The organism is Sphingomonas sp. Leaf257, assembly GCF_001422185.1.
Taxonomy (GTDB): domain Bacteria; phylum Pseudomonadota; class Alphaproteobacteria; order Sphingomonadales; family Sphingomonadaceae; genus Sphingomonas; species Sphingomonas yabuuchiae.
Window position 1 is genome coordinate 31,535 of the sequence record NZ_LMMH01000015.1, and the last position, 23,524, is coordinate 55,058.

At 61.5% G+C, this 23,524-nt stretch carries 14 protein-coding genes and 5 pseudogenes; 11 read left to right on the top strand and 8 right to left on the bottom strand.

Annotated elements, in window-relative coordinates; genetic code table 11:
- Positions 1-739 precede the first annotated feature (739 nt).
- From ASF14_RS10390 to ASF14_RS22260, 4 genes and pseudogenes are all read right to left on the bottom strand, one after another.
- The gene (locus ASF14_RS10390; RefSeq protein ID WP_056434755.1) at positions 740-2,083 is read right to left on the bottom strand and encodes an ABC1 kinase family protein; all 1,344 of its coding nucleotides are present in this window, start codon (positions 2,081-2,083) and stop codon (positions 740-742) included.
- Between the two features lie 143 nt (positions 2,084-2,226).
- The gene (locus ASF14_RS10395) at positions 2,227-3,270 is read right to left on the bottom strand and encodes a mannose-1-phosphate guanylyltransferase/mannose-6-phosphate isomerase (RefSeq protein WP_082442182.1); all 1,044 of its coding nucleotides are present in this window, start codon (positions 3,268-3,270) and stop codon (positions 2,227-2,229) included.
- A gap of 189 nt (positions 3,271-3,459) precedes the next feature.
- Positions 3,460-3,985: pseudogene (locus tag ASF14_RS22255) on the bottom strand (IS3 family transposase); the annotation flags it as partial.
- Position 3,986: 1 nt separating this feature from the next.
- Positions 3,987-4,428: pseudogene (locus ASF14_RS22260) on the bottom strand (transposase); the annotation flags it as partial.
- A 255-nt stretch (positions 4,429-4,683) separates the two neighbouring features.
- Here ASF14_RS22260 and ASF14_RS10410 point away from each other — a divergent pair.
- From ASF14_RS10410 to ASF14_RS10435, 6 genes are all read left to right on the top strand, one after another.
- Positions 4,684-5,439 (top strand): glutaredoxin family protein, encoded by a 756-nt coding sequence (locus tag ASF14_RS10410; RefSeq protein WP_056434742.1) that lies wholly within the window; start codon positions 4,684-4,686, stop codon positions 5,437-5,439.
- 247 nt (positions 5,440-5,686) lie between these two features.
- Positions 5,687-6,877 carry an AAA family ATPase gene (locus tag ASF14_RS10415; protein ID WP_056434743.1) on the top strand — a complete coding sequence of 397 codons (1,191 nt, stop codon included), beginning with the start codon at positions 5,687-5,689 and terminating at the stop codon, positions 6,875-6,877.
- Between the two features lie 59 nt (positions 6,878-6,936).
- A complete protein-coding gene (locus tag ASF14_RS10420) occupies positions 6,937-7,986 on the top strand; it encodes a ParB/RepB/Spo0J family partition protein (protein WP_056434745.1) in 1,050 nt (349 codons plus the stop codon).
- A gap of 76 nt (positions 7,987-8,062) precedes the next feature.
- Complete coding sequence (locus ASF14_RS10425; RefSeq protein WP_056434746.1) at positions 8,063-9,262, top strand: replication initiator protein A; 1,200 nt, start codon at positions 8,063-8,065, stop codon at positions 9,260-9,262.
- Between the two features lie 522 nt (positions 9,263-9,784).
- Positions 9,785-10,237 carry a hypothetical protein gene (locus tag ASF14_RS10430; RefSeq protein WP_056434747.1) on the top strand — a complete coding sequence of 151 codons (453 nt, stop codon included), beginning with the start codon at positions 9,785-9,787 and terminating at the stop codon, positions 10,235-10,237.
- 2,411 nt (positions 10,238-12,648) lie between these two features.
- Positions 12,649-13,770, top strand: coding sequence for an IS3 family transposase (locus ASF14_RS10435; protein WP_082442184.1), 1,122 nt, complete (start codon positions 12,649-12,651; stop codon positions 13,768-13,770).
- 79 nt (positions 13,771-13,849) lie between these two features.
- On the opposite strand, the gene ASF14_RS10440 is transcribed toward ASF14_RS10435, so the two are convergent.
- Positions 13,850-14,929 carry a glycosyltransferase family 4 protein gene (locus ASF14_RS10440; RefSeq protein ID WP_056434748.1) on the bottom strand — a complete coding sequence of 360 codons (1,080 nt, stop codon included), beginning with the start codon at positions 14,927-14,929 and terminating at the stop codon, positions 13,850-13,852.
- A complete protein-coding gene (locus ASF14_RS10445) occupies positions 14,926-16,131 on the bottom strand; it encodes a glycosyltransferase family 4 protein (protein ID WP_056434749.1) in 1,206 nt (401 codons plus the stop codon). Before ASF14_RS10445 ends, ASF14_RS10440 begins: the two co-directional genes overlap by 4 nt.
- A gap of 205 nt (positions 16,132-16,336) precedes the next feature.
- Here ASF14_RS10445 and ASF14_RS10450 point away from each other — a divergent pair, with 205 nt between their 5' ends.
- From ASF14_RS10450 to ASF14_RS22420, 4 genes are all read left to right on the top strand, one after another.
- Entirely contained in the window at positions 16,337-17,707 is a 1,371-nt protein-coding gene (locus tag ASF14_RS10450) for a hypothetical protein (RefSeq protein ID WP_156361136.1), read from the top strand.
- Positions 17,704-18,582: a glycosyltransferase family 2 protein gene (locus ASF14_RS10455; RefSeq protein ID WP_056434751.1), complete on the top strand. Its 879-nt coding sequence runs from the start codon at positions 17,704-17,706 to the stop codon at positions 18,580-18,582. Before ASF14_RS10450 ends, ASF14_RS10455 begins: the two co-directional genes overlap by 4 nt.
- 137 nt (positions 18,583-18,719) lie before the next feature.
- Positions 18,720-20,060, top strand: a complete 1,341-nt coding sequence (locus ASF14_RS21485) for a hypothetical protein (protein ID WP_156361137.1) — start codon at positions 18,720-18,722, stop codon at positions 20,058-20,060.
- 271 nt (positions 20,061-20,331) lie between these two features.
- A complete protein-coding gene (locus tag ASF14_RS22420) occupies positions 20,332-20,457 on the top strand; it encodes a hypothetical protein (RefSeq protein ID WP_269083246.1) in 126 nt (41 codons plus the stop codon).
- A 10-nt stretch (positions 20,458-20,467) separates the two neighbouring features.
- Here the strand turns inward: ASF14_RS22420 and ASF14_RS10460 are convergent.
- Positions 20,468-20,824 (bottom strand): annotated as a pseudogene (locus ASF14_RS10460) (integrase core domain-containing protein); the annotation flags it as partial.
- A gap of 364 nt (positions 20,825-21,188) precedes the next feature.
- Here ASF14_RS10460 and ASF14_RS10465 point away from each other — a divergent pair.
- A pseudogene (locus tag ASF14_RS10465) lies at positions 21,189-22,485 on the top strand (IS110 family transposase).
- A gap of 314 nt (positions 22,486-22,799) precedes the next feature.
- On the opposite strand, the pseudogene ASF14_RS10470 reads toward ASF14_RS10465, so the two are convergent.
- Positions 22,800-23,425 (bottom strand): annotated as a pseudogene (locus tag ASF14_RS10470) (IS3 family transposase); the annotation flags it as partial.
- Positions 23,426-23,524: the final 99 nt, after the last annotated feature.

A 23,524-nucleotide genomic window follows, 5' to 3' on the forward strand; every position in this document is an offset into this window, starting at 1 on the left:
GACCGCGATCCGGGGCGCGCGGCGCCATTGGCCAGGGCATGGCGAGGCAATGGCGGAAAGCGGGACGCGCACGGTCGGCCTTTGACGCTGAACAGGAAGGTGAGACGGACGGATCGGTTGGGACAATCCGCCCGCCTCGAATTCAGCTCTGTAAGTCAATCGTTTGAAGCTGCCCATAAGCGAGGACACGGCGTCTCACGGTTGAGACGTTTGAAGGCGGAGCATCCCCTCATATCGGCAGAAACCCCGATCGAACCCCTCGTGCTCCATTTCGGCAAAGGCCGGTATGCCCACTACGCCGAATGCCGGGCCGATCCCAGGCGCCTTATGGCCGGGAGGAAGAGGAGTGATCGACCAGGCGACGGGCCGGTTCGTTCCAGAACCACTGGCGACGAGTCGTCGAATAACGACGGCGCACCCGGCGACAGATCAGGACGTGTCGGCGATGATCGCTCTGTAGTTGAACGATGCCGAACACGAGGAAAACCTTCTGCCATTTGCGAGGGCGCTTAAAGGGATTGGCAACAGACAAGGCGATCACGAACGACCTCTTAAGATATAGTTAAAATCAAGATGGAGGATATGGTTGGGACATATCGTCGTCTTCGCTTAAACTATACGTCCGTTATCGGAGTATTTCTATGCCGCTCGGGGACCTCGTCTCAAGGTTGAGACGTTGCTCGATGGAACCTTTTTCGTCGAGCCGCAACAGGCTCCCCCCATGCCATGGCGGGTCGCCTTAGATCTGCCCGATCGCCTCCGCGGCCAGGCCGCGCACATCGACGCGCGCCTTCAACCGGGCGCAGAGCAGCGCAGTGCCGCTGATCTTGCGCTGGACGAACAGCGTCTCGACATGGGGGACGTGCCAGGTGTCGCGGTCGGCGATCATCGGCCTGGTTTCCTCGCGCACGACAGGCACGAAGGCGCGGTCGCCGAAGTCGAAGGGGCCTGCCCTCGCCATCGTATCGTCGATCGCGGCAATGATCCGGTCGACCGCCGGGCGGTGCGCGGCAACCGCCTTCTCACCCAGAAATCCCGTCTCCACCGCGATCTCGCGAATCCGGTCGCGGTCATGCGCCAGCCCCGCCTCGATCAACCGGCGATAGGAGGCGACGGTCTCGGGCGGCACATCGCGCGCCGCGCCGAAGTCGAGCAGCACCAGGCGGCCGGTCTCCGCCTGCCAGCGATAATTGGCAAAGTTCGGATCGGTCTGCATCATCCCGAACTCGAACAGTTCGCGCAGGACCAGCTGGATCAGCGCGGTCATCGCGGTGTCGCGGGTATCCTGCGCAGCCTCGGCCAGCGTGTCGACAGACTGGCCGGGCACGAAGTCCATCGCGAGCACCAGCGGCGTGGTCAATGACGGCTCCGGTCGGGGCACGACATAGCGCGCATCGCCCGCCAGCCGGTCGCCATAAGCCTGCATCCGGTCGGCCTCGCGCAGGTAATCGGCTTCCTCGGCCAGCTGGCGCTTGGCTTCCTCGAGCAGCGGCTTGAGGTCGATCGAGGGCGGGATCAGGTTCGACACGCGCAGCAAGGTCGCGACATTGTCGACGTCCGAGCCGATGCTGTCGCGCACGCCCGGATATTGCACCTTGATCGCCAGCACCCGGCCATCGGGCAGGGTCGCGCGGTGGACCTGCCCGATCGAGGCGGCCGCCATGGGCGCGGCCTCGAAATGGCGGAATTTGCGTCGCCAGTCGGCACCCCACTGCGCCTTCAGCACCTTGTCGAGCTGCGCGGGCGGCATCCGGTAGGCCTGATCGCGAAGCCGCGCGAGGATCGTCTGGAGCTCGGGCGGCAACAGGTCGCCCGCATCCATCGAGATCATCTGGCCCAGCTTCATCGCCGCGCCGCGCAGATGCGACAGCCGGTCGGCGACCCGCGCGGCATTGCCCGGCGTCAGTACCAGATCGCCGAGTTTGGGCCGCTCGCCATTCGCCAGCCTGCGCGCGCCCTCGGCCAGCATCCCGCCCGCGACTCCGCTCACCAGCCGCCCGAACGCCCCCGCCCGGGCGAAGCGGCCGCTGGGGACGGCGTGATAAGCGGAGCGGTGGATGGGCTTATCGTCGTCATCGGCCATGCCGGTCATAGCGGTACGGAAGCGGGTTGGTTCCGTTGGCACTCCCCCACCCGCCCCCAATAATCGTCATGACGCTGTTAGGAATCTGCCACTACCTATATGATAGGCTGGCCCGAAACCACCCGCGCACCTCCAATGCTAAGCTATTGCTTCATCGCCTCAATCAGCTTCTTCACATCTTGGCTGCGGCCGCGTGGCAGGATCAAGATGTCGTCGCCGCTCGCCACGACGATTAGGTCCTGAACATGGACAGCGGCCACTCGGACGTGATCAGTCCGGATCAGGCAGTTTTTCGTATCGATCGCCAACACTTCGCCACGATGCACATTACCAAAGCCATCCAGCTCGCTAATTGCATGCAACGCATCCCAACTGCCGACGTCGTTCCAGCCCATCGCGACAGGTACGACCGCGACCCTGTCGGCGCGCTCCATCACCGCATAATCGATCGAATCCGACGGGCAGGCAAAGAATTCGTCTTCGTCAGGGCAGATGCGCTTGCCATCATGGCGTGCGGCACGCATTGCCTTTTCGGCGGCGACCAGCATTTCGGGCGCATGCTGGCTCAGCTCTTCTAGAAAGCGGTCGGCGCGGAAGAGGAAGATGCCACCATTCCAAGCGTAGTCCCCGCGCGCCAGCATCGCTTCCGCACGTTCTGGCCTGGGCTTTTCTACGAAGCGCTCGACCTTATGCACGCCTAGTGCGATCTCACACCCGACCTGAATCCAGCCATAGCCCGTCTCAGGCTTGTCGGCGTTGATGCCGAAGGTAGCGAGCCAGCCTTGCGACACTATGGGCAGCGCGGCACGAATTGCGGCGCGGAATTTTTCAAGATCGGCGATGACATGATCTGACGGCATGACCAGCAGCACATCTTCGGGCTTAGCAGCGAGCGCAGCAAGCGCGATGGCGGGCGCGGTGTTGCGCGCCACGGGTTCAAGGATCAGCGCCTGAAGTGCAATACCTGCCTCGGTCAGCTGGCTTTCAACCAAGTCGGCGTGACGCTGTCCGGCCACGACGATCGGCGCGGCGAAATCGTTGGAATTGGTCCGCTGTGCCGTGAGCTGCAGCATTGTTTCGTCGGAGGTCAGCGGCAGCAGCTGCTTTGGCATTTCTGGCCTGGACATTGGCCAAAGACGTGTGCCCGAGCCACCAGATAGGATGACCGGCACGATCAGATTATGCATAAATACTCCGTTTAATTTTCACTTTTACTCGGTACGCATTAGTGTCTTTGCGTATAGCGTGGATCATGATTGCTAGGCTGCACTGAAACGGAAATCCAAACAATTATTTACGGCTCGTGACGTGCCCCCCCGTTTCTTCATCGACTTGAAACTAGAGACCGGCCGTTATTGTGACGGCCCCCCGGTTTTTCATCCGGGCACGATGCGAGTTTCCGGCCTGCATCCGTCGGGGTTGACCCCGACGGATGCAGCATATTCGGCTGGCGTCAGCCAGCCAAGCGCCGTGTGAGGACGGCTCTCGTTATAGTCCCGCCGCCAGGCCTCGATCTTGGCACGAGCGTCCGCCAGCGACAGGAACCAGTGGCTGTTCAGGCACGCGTCGCGAAGCCGGCCGTTGAAGCTCTCGACGAAGGCGTTGTCGGTCGGTTTGCCCGGCCGCGAGAAATCGAGCGTGACGCCGTTCTCATACGCCCATCGGTCGAGCGCCTTCGAGATGAACTCCGGGCCATTGTTCACCCGAATGGTCTTCGGCGCACCACGTACTGACGCGATCCGCGTCACCGCCGCGACAACCTGCTCGCCCTTGATGCCCTGATCGACGTCGCTCGCCAGTGCCTCGCTAAGTGAACGCATCGACCACCGTCAGTGCCCGCAGCCGCCGGCCATCGAACAAGGCATCCGAGACAAAGTCCATCGACCACATCTCGTTGGGCGCNTGGGCGCCGAGGCCGCAGGCTGGCGTTCGCGGTTCGCCGCGCTGACGCCCTCGACGGGGACGCTTGAGCCGAAGGCTTATTCCATCCTCCCGATATAGCCGGTAAACCCGCTTGTGGTTCACCAGCCAGCCCTCCCTGCGTAGTAGGATGTAGATCCGGAATAGCCATAGCGCACCCGTGCTGCTGCCAGATCGTGGATGCGCAGCCGCAGCGGCGCCTGGTCCGGCTTGTGCGACACGTAGCGCACCGATGAGCGGTCGACGCCGAGCGCGAGGCAACTGCGCCGCTCGCCGACGCCCAGCCCGCCATACACCTTCTTCCAGCGATAGAAGGTCTGCTCCGATACGCCCATACGGCGGATGACCTCCGCCACCGGCGTGCCCGTCTCCGCCTGCTTCAGCGCAAACGCAATCTGCTCTTCCGTGTACCTCGACTTCTTCATGTCCCAGCTCCTTGCCCGCAGGCTTCAAAGGGCCGGAAAACTCTCATTCAGCTTGGATAAAAAACAGGGAGGACGTCAACTCGGACCTGCCTTTCGAGCGCAATGGCATCTGAGCAATCTAATCCCCATGACGTAAATTGGATATAGTGGCTTGCGGATCGATAACGGCGAGCAGAATATAAACATCATGCATGGCTTGGCTTTGGGCCATGAAACGAACGCCACATTCCCGTCGCACTATGCCGGAGAACGACCATGTCTGCGATACGCTTAGGCATCGCACAGGGCAAAGCCATATTGTACCGCATGGTGATGCCGACCCACACCTGCCCCTATGGGCTGAAGGCAAAGGACCTGCTCCGCCGACAGGGTTATGAGGTCGACGACCGCTGGCTGCGCACGCACGAGGAGGCCGACGCCTTCAAGGCCGAGCACGGCGTGAAGACCGCCCCGCAGGTTTTTATCAGGGGCGAGCGGGTCGGTGGCTATGACGATTTGCGCCGTTTCTTCGGCAAGCATGTGCCCGATCCAAAGGCGACCAGCTATCGCCCGGTCGCGGCGCTCTTTGCCATGACCGCGCTGATGGCTCTGGCGGCCAGCCAGGCGGTCTATGCCACCCCCTTCACGATGCGGGCGGCCGAGTGGTTCGTCGCGTTCAGCATGGCGGTCCTTGCCCTCCTGAAGCTCCAGAATGTCGAGAGCTTCGCGACCATGTTCCTCAACTACGACCTGCTCGCCAAGCGCTGGGTGCCCTATTCCTATGTCTATCCCTTTGCCGAGGCCTTGGCCGGGGTGCTGATGATCGCGGGGGTGGCGAGATGGGCCTCCGTGCCGATCGCGCTGTTCATCGGGGGCATCGGTGCGGTGTCGGTGGTCAAGGCGGTCTATATCGATCGGCGCGAACTCAAATGCGCCTGTGTCGGGGGATCGAGCAATGTGCCGCTGGGCTTCCTGTCGCTGATCGAGAATCTGATGATGATCGGGATGGCGGTGTGGATGGTGGTGTCCTGATGATCCTCCCCGGCACGGGGAGGGGGACCGCCGCGAAGCGGTGGTGGAGGGGGCGTGCCGCAAGGAATGTCCTGTGGGGAAGCCCCCCTCCACCAGCTGCGCTGGTCCCCCTCCCCGTGCCGGGGGGAATAAGTTTCCCCGGGGAAACATCCTTCCCCTCTCCCCCCACCTTGCCCGATTGAATGAACTTTGCCATTAACCACCCCCAAAAGCTTCAAGGGGTGCGCGAGTGGCGGAAGATCATGCAATGCTGTCCCAGATCGGGGATCTGGCCAGCGCGGGCGAGCGGATGATCGAGCGGTTGCGGCGCAAGGCGTTCCTGCCCGAGAGCCGCAAAGGCCTGCACGTCCGCTTCGGCATTGCCGAGGCCGCGCAGCTGCTCGGCTGTTCGACCAACCGCATCCGCATGGCCGAGGAGGATGGCCGCCTCCCCCCTGCCCCCACGACCGACAATGGCCGTCGCCAGGGCTATACCGTCGAGGAACTGCTCCACATGCGCGAGGTGCTGGGCGCCTCCCCCGCGCGCGCGCCGCTCGACATCCCCGCGATCATCGCGGTCCAGAACTTCAAGGGCGGCGTCGGCAAGTCGACCGTCACCACCCATCTCGCCCATTATTTCGCGGTCCAGGGCTACCGCGTGCTGGTCGTGGATTGCGACAGCCAGGCGACGACGACGACGCTGTTCGGCTTCAACCCGCATTTCAACGTCACGCGCGAAGAGACGCTCTACCCCTATCTGTCGATCGACCCGACCCAGACCGACCTGGCCTATGCGGTCAAGCCGACGCCCTGGCCCAATGTCGACCTGATCCCGTCCAATCTCGAGCTGTTCGACGTGGAATATGAGCTGGCCGCGGCGGGCAGCGATGGCGGATCGGTGCTGGCGGCGCGCTTCCGCAAGCTGAAGCGCGGCCTGGCCGACCTCGCGCGGAATTACGACGTGGTACTGCTCGATCCGCCCCCTGCCCTGGGCACGATCAGCCTGGCGGTGATGCAGGCGGCCAATGCGCTGCTGGTGCCGATGGCCGCGACCACGCCCGATTTCTGTTCGACCGTCCAGTTCCTGTCGATGATGGACCAGGTGCTCAACCAGTTGACCGGGGCGGGGATCGAGGTCGATTACCAGTTCGTCCGGCTGATCTGTTCCAAGTTCGACGGCAACGACCCCAGCCATGCCATGGTCCGCGCGATCATGGAGCAGAGCTTCGGCCCCGCGCTCCTCCCCGTCCCCATCCTCGAATCGGCGGAGATCAGCCATGCCGCGATGCGGATGATGACCGTCTATGAGCTGGAAAAGCCGATCGGCACGCCCAAGACCCACAAACGCTGCCGCGCCAATCTGGACGAGGCGATGCGCCAGGTCGAGCAGCTGGTCCGCCAGAGCTGGGGCCGGGTCGAACCGCTGAGCGAAGAGGCGGTGATCCATGCCGCGGCTTGATCGGCTTCCCCTTTCCTACACGACAATGTTCTGCCTATGTTCCGGGCGGGAGGCATAAGATGGCGCGTAAACAATCCGATTATCTGGCGGCCCTGCTGGCGGAGGAAGAGGGCGACGCCCCCTCCCCCACCCCGGCCCGCGAGGCCGTGGCGGAACGCAGCCGTGGCACCACGCTGCTCGGCCGCGAGTCCGCGCTCGCCCGCGTCGCCAGCGGCGAGGTGCGGCAGGTCACGCAGCTGCTGCTCGACCCGGCACGGGTGAAGATCTGGTCGGGCAATGCCCGCAATTACGACCTGCTGACCGAGGCGCATTGCCGCGAGCTGATCGACTCGATCATCGCCGAAGGGGGCCAGAAAGTCCCCGCCGTGGTCCGCCGGATCGAGGGCGATCCCGATCATGATTATGAGGTGATCGCGGGCACGCGGCGCCACTGGTCGATCAGCTGGTTGCGCGCCAACAGCTATCCCGACATGATGTTCGTCGCGCAGGTCGCCCAGCTGGACGACGAGGCCGCGTTCCGTCTCGCCGACCTCGAGAACCGCGCGCGTGCCGATGTCTCGGACTATGAGCGAGCGCGCAATTACCTGGCCGCGCTGACCGCCCATTATGGCAACCACCAGACCCGCATGGCCGAGCGGCTGAAGCTGTCCAAGGGCTGGTTGTCCAAGATGCTGAAGGTCGCCGCGCTGCCCGACGAGGTGGTCGCCGCCTTCGCCTCGCCGCATGAGGTGCAGCTCAAGCCCGGCTATGCGCTGGCGCAGGCGATGCAGGACAAGGGCGAGGCGTCGGCCATCATGAGCGTGGCCCAATATATCACGCGCCAACAGGCCGAGCGGCGCGAGGCGGGGCAGCCCCCCATCCCGGCCAGCGAGGTGCTTCACCGCCTGCTGACCGCGCGCAAGATGATGCTGGGCGAGGATGGCGAGCCGGAGCGCTACAGCTATCACAACCGCTATGGCCGCCCCGTGCTGTCGGTCCAGTCGGCCAATCGCCAGGGCGTGACGGTGCGGCTTCATGCCGGGTCGGGTGCGGATGTCGAGGAGATCGTGAGGGCGCTGCGCGGTGCGCTGGAGCATCTGGAGCAGACGGGCAGGGGGCTTCGGCCCTGATGTTTCCCCGGGGAAACACCGCCGTCCAGCCCCCTTACGTGTTTCCCCGGGGAAACACGCGCCCGGGTCATGACGCATGAGCACGAAGCCCAAGGACGGATCGGCCGAACAGTTCGAGCTGTTCCTGCCCTATCTCGCCGACCTGCCGCTGCGCGACCAGCGCGAGATGATGGAGCGGCCTTTCTTCAGCCTGGCCAAGTCGAAACGGATCAAGCCGATCGATTATCGCTCGCCCGACGGCAAGCTGTGGGTGCATGTCTCGGGCAATCCCGATTACGGCATGGCGACGATCTGGGATGCCGACATCCTGATCTATTGCGCCTCGATGCTGGCCGGCATGGCCAGGCGGGGGATCAATGACGTGCCGCGCAAGCTGCACCTGATGCCCTATGACCTGCTCCGCGCGATCGGACGCCAGCCGACGGGGCGCGCCTATGAGCTGCTCGGCCAGGCGCTGGACCGGCTGGTGTCGACCACGGTCAAGACCAATATCCGCGCCGAGAACCGGCGCGAGGCGACGTTCAGTTGGCTCGACGGCTGGACGCAATTGGTAGACGAAAAGACCGAACGTTCGCGCGGCATGACCATCGAGCTGTCCAGCTGGTTCTACGAAGGCGTGATGATGACGGGCGGCGTCCTGTCGATCGACCGCGCCTATTTCGACATTTCGGGCGGTCGCGAACGCTGGCTGTACAAGGTCGCGCGCAAACATGCCGGCGGGGCAGGGGAGGGGGGCTTCGCCATCTCCATGCCGACCCTGTTCGAAAAATCGGGGGCGGAGGGCCAGTATCGCCGCTTCAAGTTCGAGATCGCCAAGATCGCCGAACGCAACGAGTTGCCTGGTTACGCCCTGACGCTGGAGCAGGCCGAGGGCAAGCGCGAGCCGAGCCTGCGGATGCGGAGGCGAGCGGAAGGGGAGGGGGCTATGCCCGCCGCCCGTGCGCCGAAAAAGTCGAAGTCCGCTGCCGCCTCACCGCCCAAGGCACCGACGCCGGAAAACACTCCGCCCACCGCCAGCAACCGCGACATGGATGCCAGCGCGCTGATCCGTCGCAGCGTCAAGAGCCTGTCGACCCGTTCGACCTTCGGGGAAATCACCGACGCGACCCTGGCGCTGCTGCGCTCCGAATGTCCGGGCTGGGACTATCAGACGCTCCACGCCGAATTCAAAGCCTGGGTCGAGGCCGATCCCGCACGCACGCCCGTCAGCTATCAGAACGCCTTTATCGGCTATGTCCGCCGCTTCGACGCCAAGAACCGGCACCTGCTGCGCTGACAAGAGGGGAGGGGAGTGCGGGAACGGCGCCCCCCCCTTCCTGATATTTAGCCGCCAAAATCTAGATGCGGCGGGGATGCGCAGCCCATATGCGTTCCCGAAATATCGCGTGTTCGATCATCGCTACGATCGTGCTTCCCGACGAGTTGCAACTTTGAACCTCACTACGCGGCATAGGTCGAAAACTGATTCAATCCGACCCGCTCCAGCGGCGTCCGTCACGCCTTTTCGATATATCGGGAACGGGCAACGATACTCTCGGAACGCTTGGGCGATACATCGGGAACGCCCATCTCGATATTTCGGGAACAGATAGTCGATATGTCGGGAACGCGAAGGCCAGAAAAACGCTAGCAAATCCGCTACTTTAGCCTGTGGAAAACACAGCTTAATCCTTTAATTCTCATCTAACGTTCTAACCCTTTGGATATGTTTTTTGAGCTTTTTTGAAGAGCTTGATGAGTTTTCTGAATCAATCGCCTTTTCGCTTTGGGTTCGCCCCATATCGATTCACAAAGGGCTATGCCGATCGCACGCGAACATCGCTGGCTCTACCCGATCGACTGGCGCGAGCTGTCCGCCCTGATCCGCTTCGACCGCGCCAAGGGGCGGTGCGAGCATTGCGGACGACCACACGGCCGCGACATCGTGCATCTGGGCGACGGAACCTGGTGGGACGAGGACCGCGCCCACTGGCGCAACGGGCGGGGCAGGGGGGTGAGGGCGCTGCCCAGCCCCACCGCCATGGTCCACGCGGAACCGGGCCTGGCAGGCATCCCGCCGCCCCTGCCGTTCCGCCGGACCCGCGTGATCCTGGCCAGTGCGCATCTCAATCATGACCCCGGCGACAACCGGCCGCGCAATCTGGCGGCGTTGTGCCAGGCCTGTCACATGCGCCATGACGCGGGCGAGCATAAACGACGTCGGTTGCGTAACCGCTTCCGGGCTAGCGCGCTCCAAGATCTCTTTGTTTGACTGCAGTCTGCCCCCTGGTGGGGACCAAGCCAAAACCCACCATGCCAGCCAGCCTAGGCCGAATTTCAGTTCGTAAGAGCTCGTAAGTTGCTTTGAGTACTATGCAACTAGCCTCCCGCAATCCGACAGGCTAGCGCCCGAGGAAGGGAAAAAAGACAACGTGCGCCGTGCCTTCTGATATCCCAATCATACGATCTTTTATACTATCACCAAATCTATACCAACAAACATGGTTCCCGATTGTGCCCCTTATTAGAGATTTACTCGCTGATTGGCCGCATATTGTGGGTCGAGATTCGGAAAATTAACTCTTTTAGTACGTGTGGAATTCACAGAAAAATATGGAATTCTAGTACAAAGATCCAGCGCCTTTGATTTTAAAGGGAGAAGCATCGCCAATTGTTGATCGTGAGCCTTGTTCGCGTGCTCCAGGTGTGCCCGTTGCCCCTGCCGTTCAGCGATTCGGGACATGTCATTTTTTTATCTTCCTGGTCCAGCCCATGGTATAACGGGGAGGAAGATCCGGGCGGGCTGCGGTGAACGCGACGGCGTATGTGCTGGTGCGAGCGACAAGAGGACGGTGGCATGCGTCCCGCCAAGCCCGTGCCGACATGCGGTGTGGCAGCGTAGAGGCGGTCACGTTCGAGGAAGCCGTTGTATGCAGAGCCGCCAAGGCGAGCGCGCGTGCGTCGGAACGCCACACCGGCCGTCGGGTGAAACGTAATGCAAGGGCAGGGACCTGGCTTGCTTCAGATAGCTGGTCGCCAGTCTGGCCGGGAGAGCGTGCACGTTTACGAAAAATTGCGTATACTTACCTGGCAATACCGACGAAGTTGCTGTGCTTTTGCTCCCACTGGTTCGATCCCGCGCCTGCTTTGACGATGCCCGCCAATTGAAAGGCATAATGATATTACCTTGCTGGTGTATACGTCGGGGCTCTTAACTGCGATGGGTTTGCCTGAAACCGTTGGATGTGAATTATACCACCATGTCGGCGGCATTTGAGGCGGCATAATATTGCCATTCCGTATTCCATGGCAAGATGTAGCCAATGATTTTTGGGTAATTGGTGATGTTTGAACCAGTCGAACTATCCGATCGTGCCATATTCGACCGCGCCCGAAGCTACGCCACCGCCCATGCCAATGGATGACCTCAGCCGCATAGAGGTCGTAGATAGTTTCCGTGCAAGCGTTGATGCTTGGATGTTGGTGAAGCGGTGTTTCCATTCGGTGCGGCCCACATCCCGATACAGAGGTGCCGGTAGGTTTCGCGAGTGATGTAGCGCTTCGAGCAGCGGCGGATTTCGCAAGGTGATTTGCCTTAGTGGTCCGGCGCTGAATGTAATCGCGCGTTGGCGGATGAGGCCGCATGCGGGCGAGAGAGACGCGGTACAGCGCAGCGTTTGTCCGGCGGTTGCCACCGCGGTTCAAGCGATGCCGGCTAGTCGTTCCGTTCGATGGTGTACCGGACACACGCCGCAGGGCTTGGCGAACACAGCCTCAGATCGGATGCGCTGAGGATTGTGGCCCAGGACGACGAGCGTGTCGGCGATGGTGCCGGTCGACACGCCTGATGCGTCCATCAACGCGGGTGCTCGGGCATGCACCAGTCGGTCGAGAACGGCTTCATACTCCTTAAATTCTGCGTCAAGCATAAGCCATCGAAACCCAAAGGCGCTTCGCGAGCGGGCAGGAGTGTGACGGAACGGCACTGCCTCAGGCTCCTATCAAGTCACGTCGTGCGACGCCACGGGGGCAGCCTGGACGGCCGACAGATCAACGCCATGACAGGTGGTCAATCGTAAGCACGGGCCACGCCTCCCAGACTGTACACACCGTCTCACCGTCATCATTTTTGCCGACACTACAGATTTACCCTATCGAGGAGGCATGGTGCCGGGCTGTGGCACATGACCTGCGTGTCGGCTCGCCGCGGTCGCGCCGGCCAGACTCATCACCCGCATCAGGAGGGCGCACGGTGAAGCAAGCGACGTCGCACCCCCTTGGGCCGCAGCTTTCGCCGAAATTGCGCACGCTGTAGAGCAAAAGTTATCGTCGAACGCTCAGCGCACGTCCACCCCAAGCGCCTCGTCACGCCGGCATGACTTCAAGTCGAACGATACAGATCACGTCCAACCTTTTGGAGATTGCCGAGATAATTCATGTGAATTAAAGTTTTTTAATGCGGGATTAAGAATGAGATTTAGTAGAAAAAAGCTACTGAAGGCCTCTGCACTGAGGTAATGACCAGGGTCATTCTTGGTTATATTCCTGAACAATACCGACGCAGCAATACTGCGCAGGCCGTATCTTTATTGAAATGATGGAATGCCGGCGCGCTTTGAATTTTTGACGTGCTCCCCGGAGATCATGCCATTGGTAGGTTAGCTCGTCAGATGGAGACGAGCGATGCGGCGAGGCCGTTTTACCGAGGATCAGATCATAGGCGTGCTGCGTGCGCACGAGGCTGGCTTGAAGACCGCCGAGCTGTGCCGGAAACACGGCATCAGCGATGCGACGTTCTACAACTGGAAGTCGAAATACGGCGGGATGACTGTGTCGGAAGCGGCGCGGTCGCGGACGCTGGAGGACGAGCACCGGCGGCTGAAGAAGCTGCTGGCGGAGTCGATGTTGAACGTGTCGGTGCTGAGGAATTTGCTAAGGAAAAAACTGACCCGGCCTGCGGATCGCTACGCTGCGGTGGAGAAGCTGATGACCGACCACGGCTTCTCCGAGCGTCGCGCCCGCAGGCTGATCGGGGTCAACCGGTCGGCATGGCAATATGAGCCGCTTCGCGCGAAGGACGATGCTGTCCGCGAGCGAATGCGCGAGATCGCCAACGAGCGTCGTCGTTTCGGCTATTGCCGGCTGGCGATCCTGCTCAGGCGTGAAGGCAAGGGCATGAACCTGAAGAAGGTGTACCAGCTGTATCGCGAGGAGCGGCTGACGGTGCGCAAGCGTGGCGGACGGAAACGGGCACTGGGCACACGAGCGCTGATGGCGATCCCGCAGGAACCCAACCAGCGCTGGTCGCTCGACTTCGTGTCGGATGCATTGGCCTGCGGCCGGCGGTTCCGCGTCCTCAACGTCATCAACGATTACAGCCGGGAGTGCCTGGCGTGCATCGTCGACACCTCGTTGTCAGGCCGGCGTGTCGTCCGCGAACTCGCCGCCATCACCGAGCGTCGCGGGCTGCCGTACATGGTGATCAGCGACAATGGCACCGAGCTAACCAGTCATGCCGTGCTCGCCTGGTGCCAGGACGCCGGCGTTGAGTGGCATTACATTGCACCCGGCAAGCCGCAGCAGAACGGCTTTGTCGAATCGTTCAATGGTCGCTTGCGCGACGAGTGTCTGAACGAGCACCTGTTCCCCTCGCTGGCTGTGGCGAGACGGATCATCGAGGCATGGCGGACCGACTACAACATTGTGCGTCCGCACAGCAGCCTTGGCGGCATGGCACCCGGCAAGTTTACCAACCGCCCACGCCACGGGCATAAGGAAACCGAAGCTAACTTATCAGCGGCCTGAGAATGGGGAGCACGTCATTTTGTAAAAGACGTCCCATCATGGTGAATTTGCCCAGTATGGCTCCGTTGGGAGATAGATTTTAAGATAGTCGCGTATCGGCGATCGCGAGCAACGCCTGTGCGCAGCCGTCCCATGAAAACTTCCCGGCTCGAGTGCGTCCCACTCCTCTAAGGTCGGCGCGCCGGATGTCGTCCGCCATGAACCGCCGGATCGCAGCGGCGATGGTATCGCCATCGAACGGATCGAAATATTCCGCTGCATCCCCGCATACTTCCGGCAGCGACGCCGCTCGTGACGTCAGGACTGGGCAACCCAGCGCCATCGCCTCTAGGGGAGGAAGGCCGAACCCTTCGTAATATGCAGGATGGACGTAGCCTGCTGCCCGCCCGTATAAGGCGTAAAGCTCGGCATCGCTGACCCCGCCGACATGCACAACGTTGCCGCTCGCCAGCGCCTCCGGCACGCTGGCATGGACGCGCGGGTCAGCGCCGCCAGCCATCACGAAACGAAAGGGCACGTCGCCTAGCCGCTCTGCGGCGCGAACCAACGCAGTGAAGTTCTTGTGCGGGCTGTGACTGCCGACTGCTAGCAGAAAGGGTCGGTCGCCCAACGCATGGCGGCCAATAATCGCCTCGTCTGCCGGGATCGTGTGCACATGTTCGCTGCCCAGCGGCGTAACATCGATCCGCTCCGGTGCGACACCGAGATAGCGACAAAGTTCGCCAGCGGAGAAATGCGAAACGGTTACGATCCCCGCCGCTCGCGCACCTAGCCGACGGGTCATCACGCGGTACCAAAGCGTAAATGTACGACTATAGGCCTCCGGCACCGCAAATGGCGCAGCATCGTGGATGGTCACGATTTGCCGGTTTACGGCGAGTGGCGCGGCGTTGCACAGATTGATGAGGCCGGTGCCATCCAGATAGCGGGGCAATTCCAACTGTTCCCAGGCGTGGCCATGTAACCGCCCGACCGTCTCGACCGCCAATTCGCGAGCTATCGCTGTATGGATAATGCCCGCAGGCGCCACGAAGCGGATATCCGGACGCATCGCCTTCAGCCGACGAGAGACCTCGATCGCGTACCGCTGCACGCCGGTCAGCCGCTGGGTAAGAAAGCGGGCGTTGACCGTCAGCCCACCGGACCGGCGCCTGCTCACACGCCCAAATCCTTGACAAGTTCGACGGCAGGGTTGGCGGACGGCGCATCGGCATCCCGGCGGAAGCGGAGAGAGCGGGTATCGCTGGCGCTAAGTTCGGCATCGATCACCGCCAGCATGCGCCGACGAAATTCACTGGGCGCAAAGCGCAATGCATTGTCACGGATCGCCGTAGCGTCGAATCGGTCCGCATGCGCTTCGAATCGGCCTACCGCCTCGACTAGGGATGCCGGCGTCTGTTCGGGGAAAAAAACGCCTGTAGGCTGATCGTGATCCAGCCCGCGGATCGATTCGAGCGCACCCCCACGGCCATAAGCGATCACCGGCGTGCCGCAAGCCTGTGCCTCAACCAGGGTGATACCGAAATCCTCCTCTGCCGCGAAGACGAAGGCCTTTGCCGATCGAAAAAGTCGGAGCAGTTCGTCGTGCGACTGATAGCCCAATACTTCGACATTCGGGCCTGCCGCCTTACGTAGAGCAGGCATCTCGGGGCCGTCGCCTACCACTACGAGTTTCTTGTCGGGCATCGCCGCAAACGCCTCGGCGATCATCGGCACACGCTTGTAGGGTACGAGACCAGAGGCGGTCAGATAGCAGCTACCACGCGGCGCGCCCGTTGGGGTAAAGCTATTGGTGTCGACTGGCGGATAGACCACTCGCGCTTCACGTCGGTAGGTCTTCCATATCCGCGTCGCGATGAACCCGGAATTGGCGACGAAGCAGTCCACTCCATTGGCCGTGCGCTGGTCCCACATCCGGACGTAATGGAGCAAAGCACGCGCATAGAGGCCCCGCAGACCACGATCCAGACCGGCCTCACGCAAATAGATGTGCTGGAGATCCCAGGCGTAGCGGATGGGGCTATGCACGTACGAGACATGAACTTGCCCGGGCCCGGTGATCACACCCTTGGCGACCGCGGAACTCGAGCTGATCACCAGATCGTAGTTACTCAAATCGAACTGTTCGATCGCCGCCATCATTAATGGGAGATAGGCACGATAGCGCTTTCGCGCGAAAGGCATGCGCTGGATAAAGCTGGTTTTCGGCACCCGGCCCTGCAACATGTGCCTGTCGCGGTCTTCCATAAAATCGACGATGCTGAACAGATCCGCTTCCGGATACATCCGCAGCAGTTCCTCAACGACGCGCTCGCCTCCGCGATACGTGGTCAACCAGTCGTGAACGATCGCAATTTTCATCGTCACCTAACGCTATATGAGGCCGAGGATCGGCGAGGCTACATGCCAATTCACGTCCCCGTAGCGGATTATTCCTGTGGCTGCCAACCGTCTTGGTCCGTTGCAAATAGTCCGGCGACCGCCGGCGCTTGCGTTAACGGTTGTAGAGATGATCCAAAGAGGGCTACGAGCAACACGAACGCCGTCCCGTGTATCAGGAGTATCGATGAGTTCCCTCCCCCCGATGCCGCTGACGGGCGGACTTGCCATTCAGGAAGGGCCGTCGAGCAGCGTACGCCGGCGACCCGCCATTCTGCTGGGCGCGAATTTGCAAGAGCCGCTGGCATGGTGGATGGATCCTGTCCGCACGATTCTGTTCGTCGTGCTTCCGATATTCTGCTTCGCAGCATATTTTAACCGTTTCAACTATTGGACGTTCAACGCCAGTCGCGATTTCATTACGCCGCAGACGTTCTGGCTCGGCCTGTACAGCATGGCGATGCTAGTTGTGGGTATCACCGTAGGCCGCTTGCTCGTCCCGCGGCAGGATATGGTTTCACTAATCGACGGCGAACGTGCGACGCGGGTGCTGATCCGGATCGGTTGGGTTGCCATCGTCGCCTATGCGATCCTGCTCGGCACGCTAGTTATGCACTTGTCGCTGGTGCTGTCGCTCTTGCGCGGCGACATCGTCGCGTCGGGGGAATTGCGCAACGAACTTGGCCGTATCCCCGGCATCACGTCGTTCGTGCAGTTCGGTACCGTGTATCTCGCGTTGGTGTCGACACTGGTGATGATGACTAACTACACTATGACACCGCGATTGTGGACGATGACGGGCGTGATCTTCGTTCTCGTCTTTGCGCGTTCGATCCTGGCGTCGGAGCGGCTCGCGCTGCTGGAAGCATTGGCTGCGCTCGGCGTGATCCCAATCGCATATCGCTGGCGTCCCTCACTGTGGCGTACAATTGCGCCATTCATCGGAATTGTTTTCGTCTTCGCAGCTTTCGCGGCGCTCGAGTATTTCCGCAGCTGGCAATACTATCGGCAATATTATGATACCTACATCGATTTTATTGCGCCCCGATTCGCTGGGTATTTCTCCACCTCAATCAACAATGGAGCCGGTGCCTATCTGACTTATGGTCAGTTCACGCCGAAGCCAGAAATTACGGTAGGCTGGGTCACCAAGTTCCCTATCTTAGGTAGCTTGATCCGGGAACCCGATGTTACGATGATGGACAATTTTCTCGAGATGTACGCTACCCCCGAGTTCAATAACCCAGGCGGCTTTTATGCAGCCTTTCTCGATTATCCCTTCCCTATCGCGACGGCGTTTATGATCGGACTGGGCACGGTAATCGGGGCGGTCCACCGCAGCTTCCAGAACAAATCGCTGATTGGAATGTTGCTGTATCCAGCTGTATTTCTGGGGACCACTGACCTCATCCGTATCGTTTATATTTCCGATACCCGCACGCTGCCGCTGTTCCTGGGCGGTATCATCACTGCCTACGCCATTAAACCAGTTCGGATGAGGCGAGACCGGTTCTTCGCCTATGCTGCCGGAGCGGCACGACAAGGTACAGCGTCATGACGGATTCCAATGCCATCCCGCGTCCCACCATGTCCTTGGTGATGGCGACGCTCGGCCGCACCGATCAAATCGTTCGCCTGTTTGATAGTCTCGCCCGACAGACCCTTACCGATTTCGAGGTCATCGTGGTCGACCAGAACGAGGACGATCGGCTGGTGCCGATCGTGGAAAGTGACTGGGCTTTTCCCGTCCGGCGCGTGCACACTCCGGGAGAACGCGGCGCCAGCCGAGCGCGCAACTGCGGCTGGCGGATCAGCCGGGGCGAAATCCTTCTGTTTCCTGACGACGACTGCTGGTATCCGGCCGATTTTCTCGAGCGGGCGCTTGCGGTTATGCAGGAGCAGGGTTGCGATCTGTTGTCCGGTCGACCGACGGATGAAAGTGGGCGCACCATCAACGGTCGATTCGAGACGACGGCACTGCCGATTGACCGTATCACAGCCTGGACTACTGCGATTGAATGGATCGTTTTTTTCCGCCGGACGATTCTTGAGGCAATTGACGGATTCGACGATGACATCGGCATCGGTGCTGTAACACCGTGGCAATCGAGCGAAATTCAGGACATAATCATCCGTGCGATCAACGCTGGCTTTTCCTGTTGGTACGATCCTACCGTCGTCGGACATCACGAAGAAATCGTGCTAGGCCGCCCGGATGCCCGGGTCTTGCAAAAGGCACGTGGCTATGCACGCGGCATGGGCTTCGTCCTCAGGCTGCACGAATATTCGATCTCAATGCAGGGCAAATGGGTCGTGCGACCGCTTGCCGGCAGTGTGGTTTCGATAGCGCGGGGCCGCTGGCGAATGGCGGCCTATTATGGCCAGGTTGCTTTAGGTCGCGTCGAAGGGGTGTTGCGGCGGACCCTGTCGTGATCGGATCGACCTCTCGACGCTCCGTGTTGGTGGGCATCGCTGGTGTGCTAGGTGCCGCAGCCTGCAACGATCAAGATGCTAAGGCACTGACCGGTGATGGCCTCCACTTTACGAGACGCCCGACATCGGACCGCCACATGCTTCCATTGTCGCGCTTCGGAGTCGACCGCTTCTCGATACGCGACCAATGGCCGGCATTGCGTCGAGCGTTCGAAGCTGCGCATGCTGAGGGTTTCGATCTGATCGCCGATCCGGACGCATCGTACCGTCACGACGGCGAACTGATGCTCGACGGCGTATCGTTAGAGGGGGGCGGATGCAACTTTGTCGCGCTGTCCGATGGCCCGCAGGTACTTAGGTGCATCGGCAGCGGCTGGCGTGTCGCCAATCTGCGGCTTCTGGGTGCGGCACGAACGCGGACGTCGGCCAACGAAGGCAACGGCATCATGATTGGAGACGGCGACGCGCGATCGGCAAACGGTTTTATACTTGAAAATGTGACCGTAGAAGCAGTTGGGGCAGGCCGCGGGGTTGCGGCCGCCGGTATGATGTTCAGCAATGCCAGCAACGGGCGCATCATTCGTCCGATCGTCCGCCACAGCATGGCCGACGGGATCCATGTCACCAACGGATCACACGATCTGGTGTTCGATCGGTCGCTTTGCGAGTACACCGGCGACGATGGCTTTGCCGTCGTATCTTATCGAGCGCAAGGCCGCCTTTGTCACACGATCACAGTGAACGATGGCGTCAGCCGTGCCTCAGCTGCGCGAGGTTGTTCGGTGGTAGGTGGACGCGACGTCGTGTACCGCCGCTTCACGGCGGAAGGATCGTCGGCGGCCGGTGCCTATTTCTACGGCGAAGATGCATATGATACGTTTGGCGCCTATCGCTGCCATTTGATTGATCCGATAGTGCGTCAGTGCGCAACGGGTAGCCGTCAAGCCCCAGGGTTCAGCAATGCGGCGATTATCCTGGGTGGACGCGACGGTAGTGACATGGTGGATGGACTTCGCATTCCGCGGGGCGCTTCAGATTGCGTTGTGATAAATCCCGTGGTGGAGGGCGCCGGTGCGGCTTGCACCGCTGGCATATCAACACATCAATATGCGATCCGGCCTCGCATCACCGGCGGACGTCTAAGTAATCTCATCTCGCTGAACGGATCGTTGCGCGCCAATGGGGTCGAGATCGGCGGGTGTGATGTAACGATCAGCGACATCCACATGAACAACATCGCAGGCCTTGCCATCGTTGTGCTAAAAACCGCAAGCGGCACCTGTTTGGTCGATAGGCCCGACGTCATCGGCAGTCTGAAGCAGCCTGGGGCGATCAATAGCTTTGTTTATGCCGATCCTGCCCCTGCTTTGCAACGGATGACGGTTCGAAGCGGTCGGTTTGCTAAAGGGCCGAGTAAGTTTGCTATAGATCTTCTACCGGCAAACCGGCTGCATCTTATTGGGAATAAAATTCTTTAGGCAGAACGCAAGGTGCTAAACGGCATATTAGGTTTACACTGTGATTTTGGTATTGTCAGTTTGCCTAGCCGTAGATGCCGTGCTTTTTCCATGCTGGTTGCGCTCGAAACCCAATAAGCCTGTTGGGGTGGTAGATCTCTCGCTTAACATGTTGTGTGAATCACAGGAAGTACCGTTCTAAAGCGGGATGCCGTTCTTCTGGATCGCTGAGGGATTCACAAAGGCACTTAAGTCTGATTCAAGCTACGGGCCGGGCAGGAGGTTGGTAGTGATGACGCGACCATATTCGATGGATTTGCGAGAGCGGACGGTGGTTCGGGTCGAGGCGGGCGAGAGTGTGCGCTCGGTGGCGGCAAAACTGAGTGTTAGCGCAGCGAGCGTGGTGCGGTTGACGTGACCCCCGCCTTTCATCCAGCGGCAACCAGAAACCGACCGGTGTTGTCACGCATAAGCGCAGGTGAAGCAACAGGCGGGGTTAACCCCGCCCGTTGCTGTTCGAGCCTCGCAGCGAAGGCTTTCGGAGTGGCATAGCCAAGCGAGGAGTGCGGCCGCTCGGTGTTGTAGTCGTCGACCCAGCACGCCAGGATCGAGCGGGCCTGGCGGATGGTGAAGAACAGCGTCTCGTTGAGCAGCTCGTCGCGCATGCGACCGTTGAAGCTCTCGACGAACCCGTTCTGCGTCGGCTTGCCCGGCGCGATGTAGTGCCACTCGACGCCGGCATCGCCAGACCAGGCGAGCACCGCGTTCGAGGTAAGCTCGGTGCCGTAGCACATTGGGAAGCGCTGGTTCGGGGGCCGCTATGGCCCTGATGAAGGCAAGGCCGCGAAGCGGCCGCAGGCTTCATCAGGGCAAGCCATGGTCGGTCAGCAGGTATCTAAACTGGAGCCATAAGATGGAGGTGTCCTTCACCGCCGAGNCAAGATGCGGGTCGGAGGCGGAGCTCGGCGACAGGGCGACCAGGTAAGCTCGGTGCCGTAGCACATTGGGAAGCGCTGGTTCGGGGGCCGCTATGGCCCTGATGAAGGCAAGGCCGCGAAGCGGCCGCAGGCTTCATCAGGGCAAGCCATGGTCGGTCAGCAGGTATCTAAAGTGAGGTTGTCGAGACAACACTTTGGAGGCCGACCGACCATGACCAAGCTCACCTCTACGCCTGCCGGCGCCGTGCTGGTAGCCATCGATATGTCCAAGAACCGGCAGGAGGTCCTTATCGAGCGACCGGAAGGCGGCCGGCGCCGGCGGATGACCGTCATGGCGACCAAGGAGGACTATGACGGCTTCGTCGAGCAGCTCGCTGCCATCGGTCGTCCCATCATCGTCGGGTTCGAGGCGACGGGTAATTACCATCGCACGCTGGCGCACCGGCTGCTGACGGCGGGGTTTGAGCTGCGCCTCATCTCGTCGGTCGCGCTCGCCCGAACACGCGAGGCGTTGCACAATGGCTGGGACAAGAACGACCCCAAGGACGCGCAGGTCATCCTCCACATGCTGCGGATCGGTGCGACGCAGCGCTATGTGGACCCGCTCGCCGCGGGCATCAATGACCTGCAGGAACTCTCGAAGACCCACGAGACGATCTCCAGGATGAAGACGCAGACCTGGCACCGGATCCTGACCCACTATCTGCCGCTGTACTTCCCCGAGATCGCCCGCTTCGCAGGTAACAGCCGGTCCGACTGGTTTCTCGCGCTCATCGAGCGGTTTCCGACGCCGGCCACCATCACGGCACTGGACCGCGAGGCGTTCTCGGCCGCGGCGTGGCCGCTCATCGGCCGCAAGGTCTCCAAGGCACGCCTCATCAACGACATCTACGAGACGGCGTTCGCCTCGACGGCACTGCCGGTGCCGGAGGACTCCGCCGCCGTCACCATGTTCCGCATGGTCATTGCACAGGGCCGCAGCCTCATCCACCAGCGCGACGAGATCGAGCGGCTGGCTCATGCGCGGCTCGCCGATGACGTCGACTACCAGCTGCTGCGCAACATTCCGGGCATCGGTCCGATCAATGCGCTGACCATCCTGGCCGAGGCCGGTGATCTGCGCCGCTTCAACCATCATCGCCAGTTCCTGAAGTTTTGCGGCCTCGATCTCGCGACCTGCCAGTCGGGCACGTTCCGCGGCCGCACCAGGCTGTCCAAATACGGCAACGCGCGCCTGCGCCGCACCTTCTGGATGGCTGCCCAGGTCGCCGCGCGTCAGCGCGACAACAGCTTCCGCGACAAGCTCGGACGATACATTGCCGGGCACGCGGACGATGCCGACCGTCGCCGCAAGGCGATGACGGCGCTCACCGCCAAGATGGCGCGCGTGGCTCACGCCGTCATCAAGACGGGAACAGAGTACCGGCCGTTCCTCGAACGGTCGGATGCCAGGTGGAAGGACCCCTCTCTGCAAGTGCCGTGAGGGCGCTCCTCGAGCGACCCTGTAGATAATGTTCGGGCCTTCCACCTGGGTGCGTATCTCGTTTTAAGGATGGTGAGGACCACGGTCGCCCCGGCGCCGCTGGATCCTGCGTTTGCTATGGCAGGGAGCGATCCCGTTGACGGTGGGAGCCATCTGGCTCAGATTGCATGCCGCGCCGATGGTTGTCGGCGCATCGATATCTGCTGGCCAAAACCCGCCGCTGCTTCCCGACATAGGACGTTGTCCNAGCCATCTGGCTCAGATTGCATGCCGCGCCGATGGTTGTCGGCGCATCGATATCTGCTGGCCAAAACCCGCCGCTGCTTCCCGACATAGGACGTTGTCCGACCTGATATGCGCGGGCGGACCACGCTCGATGAACAACTCGGCCAGCGCTGCCAGTACGTCTTCGTGTTTGAGCTGGCGCGCGACGACGAGTGCCAGGCACTCCCTGCTCGCCTCGTCGATAATGGTAAGGATGCGGAACTTGCGTCCGTCATGGGTGCGTTCCTCGACGAAGTCGTAAGCCCAGACATGCCCCGGATACTCCGGCCGCAACCGGATGCACGAGCCATCGTTCAGCCATAACCGGCCGCGTTTCGGCTGGCGCTGCGGCACCTTCAGCCCCTCGCGTCGCCAGATCCGTTCCACCCGTTTATGGTTCACCGACCAACCCGCCGCATGCAGCAGCGCCGTCACCCGGCGATAGCCGTAGCGCCCGTACTGCCTGGCAAGGGCGATGATATCCTCGGTGAGCGCCAGCTCGTCATCTGCCCCGAACGGCACCTTGCGCTGCGTCGACCGGTGCTGGCCGAGCACGCGGCACACCCGCCGCTCGGATACATCCAGCACCTCCCGGACCTGGTCGATGCAGCGCCGACGCCGTGCGGGGCTCAGAAGTTTCCCTTGGCTGCCTCCTGCAGGATGAGCTTGTCCAGCGTCAGATCCGAGATCGCCCGGCGCAGCGTAAGCGTCCGGTGACGGCGTCACCTCAAACGGGCCGGTAGTTCCACGGCAGCAGTTCAGCGACCCGGCGGGCCGGATGGTCTGCGATGCGTCTGATG

Coding starts and splice junctions, on each gene's coding strand:
- ASF14_RS10390 (WP_056434755.1), bottom strand. CDS start 2,083: ATGGCCGATGACGACGATAAGCCCATCCACCGCTCCGCTTATCACGCC.
- ASF14_RS10395 (WP_082442182.1), bottom strand. CDS start 3,270: ATGCATAATCTGATCGTGCCGGTCATCCTATCTGGTGGCTCGGGCACA.
- ASF14_RS10410 (WP_056434742.1), top strand. CDS start 4,684: ATGTCTGCGATACGCTTAGGCATCGCACAGGGCAAAGCCATATTGTAC.
- ASF14_RS10415 (WP_056434743.1), top strand. CDS start 5,687: ATGCTGTCCCAGATCGGGGATCTGGCCAGCGCGGGCGAGCGGATGATC.
- ASF14_RS10420 (WP_056434745.1), top strand. CDS start 6,937: ATGGCGCGTAAACAATCCGATTATCTGGCGGCCCTGCTGGCGGAGGAA.
- ASF14_RS10425 (WP_056434746.1), top strand. CDS start 8,063: ATGAGCACGAAGCCCAAGGACGGATCGGCCGAACAGTTCGAGCTGTTC.
- ASF14_RS10430 (WP_056434747.1), top strand. CDS start 9,785: ATGCCGATCGCACGCGAACATCGCTGGCTCTACCCGATCGACTGGCGC.
- ASF14_RS10435 (WP_082442184.1), top strand. CDS start 12,649: ATGCGGCGAGGCCGTTTTACCGAGGATCAGATCATAGGCGTGCTGCGT.
- ASF14_RS10445 (WP_056434749.1), bottom strand. CDS start 16,131: ATGAAAATTGCGATCGTTCACGACTGGTTGACCACGTATCGCGGAGGC.
- ASF14_RS10450 (WP_156361136.1), top strand. CDS start 16,337: ATGAGTTCCCTCCCCCCGATGCCGCTGACGGGCGGACTTGCCATTCAG.
- ASF14_RS10455 (WP_056434751.1), top strand. CDS start 17,704: ATGACGGATTCCAATGCCATCCCGCGTCCCACCATGTCCTTGGTGATG.
- ASF14_RS21485 (WP_156361137.1), top strand. CDS start 18,720: ATGCTTCCATTGTCGCGCTTCGGAGTCGACCGCTTCTCGATACGCGAC.
- ASF14_RS22420 (WP_269083246.1), top strand. CDS start 20,332: ATGACGCGACCATATTCGATGGATTTGCGAGAGCGGACGGTGGTTCGG.